This is a genomic window from Faecalibacterium longum (assembly GCF_040094125.1).
GTDB classification, from domain to species: domain Bacteria; phylum Bacillota; class Clostridia; order Oscillospirales; family Ruminococcaceae; genus Faecalibacterium; species Faecalibacterium longum.
On the sequence record NZ_JBBNIH010000178.1, the window covers coordinates 1 to 1,463 of the forward strand.

General features: G+C 37.6%; 1 protein-coding gene. It reads left to right on the forward strand.

Going from position 1 to position 1,463, the window contains the following annotated elements:
• The first annotated feature begins 198 nt into the window (after window positions 1–198).
• Window positions 199–1,335, forward strand: coding sequence for a tyrosine-type recombinase/integrase (locus AAAU26_RS14105; protein ID WP_002304408.1), 1,137 nt, complete (start codon window positions 199–201; stop codon window positions 1,333–1,335).
• The last annotated feature ends 128 nt before the right edge of the window (window positions 1,336–1,463 follow it).

Here is a 1,463-nt window from a genome sequence, read left to right on the forward strand (position 1 = left end):
TTCGTAGAGTACATTACTCCACGAATCGCATTCTTCTCTGTTTTTTTTAGTTTATATCTTTATTTTACAAATTGTCGCACTGTTTGTCAATATGTTAGGGACATAAAACACGAGGTTTTGCACAAAAATCCATCTTAGAAAGTTCCAAAGTCACAATTTGCCGTCAGAATTATAGTCATATTGAAGGAGGTGTACCTTATGGCACGAAAAGGAGAAAATATTTACAAAAGGAAAGACGGCAGATGGGAAGGAAGATACATTAAGTCCCGATCTTCTACAGGCAAAGCCAATTACGGTTATGTTTATGCAAAGTCATATCGAGAAGTCAAGGCAAAACTTATCAGTCAAAGTTCGTGCACGAGTAATTCTGTCACTGTCGATCCAGAAATTAGCTCAGATCAATTTGAACAGGTTGCTATGGAATGGTTTCAAGCTATATGTCCTAAAGTGAAGGAATCTACAAGCAACAAATATAGGAATCTTCTCAGCTCGTATATACTTCCTGTGTTCGGAAGCAAACAATTGCGTGATATAACACACGAGTTTATTGAAACGCAGTGTAATTTTTTCCTTGTTTCTGGTGGATTAAAGGAGAATGGACTTTCCTCTAAAACTGTTTCAGATATTTTATCTCTAATTCGAAATGTCTTACAATTTGCCACCCGAAACGGGAAAGCCATTTCTTGTGACGCACGATCTATACAGATAAAACGTCAAACGAAGGAAATGAGAGTTTTGAGTCGTGCTGAACAGGAAAAATTATGCCAATACTTGTATTCTAATCTTGATTCCTGCAATATTGGTATATTAGTATGTTTATTCACTGGTCTCAGAGTAGGTGAAATTTGTGCGTTACGATGGGAAGATGTTTCATTCTCAGATTACACAATCCACGTGCATCAAACGCTCCAGAGAATCCAAGATAGAACCAACAGTGAATACAAGACAAGGATTGTTGTTACCACACCAAAAAGTGCTTGCTCCATCCGTACTATTCCAGTACCCCATGGCTTAATGACTATTCTTACAGCACACAAAGCTTCTTCTACTGGCTACATCCTAACCAATAGCGATCAGAATCCATTAGAACCAAGAACCATGCAAAATCATTTTAAGAAGGTATTGAAAAACAGCGGAATCACCTCCGCAAATTATCACTCGTTACGTCATACATTTGCTACAAGGTGCATAGAGCTTGGATTCGATGTAAAAAGTCTCAGCGAAATATTGGGTCATGCCAGCGTGAATATTACAATGAATCGCTATGTACACCCATCCATGGATTTAAAAAGAGAAAATATGCAACGGCTTTCTGATTTATTAGCCGTCAAATAAATTGTCAACACCGTCAAATAATGCTGAGTTTTCAGTGTTTGGCGGTGTTTTTTCGTGGAGTAATGTACTCTACGAATTTTTTATTTTAAAGAACCTCAAGATAGCTCATATTGTCGTCTTGGGGTTCT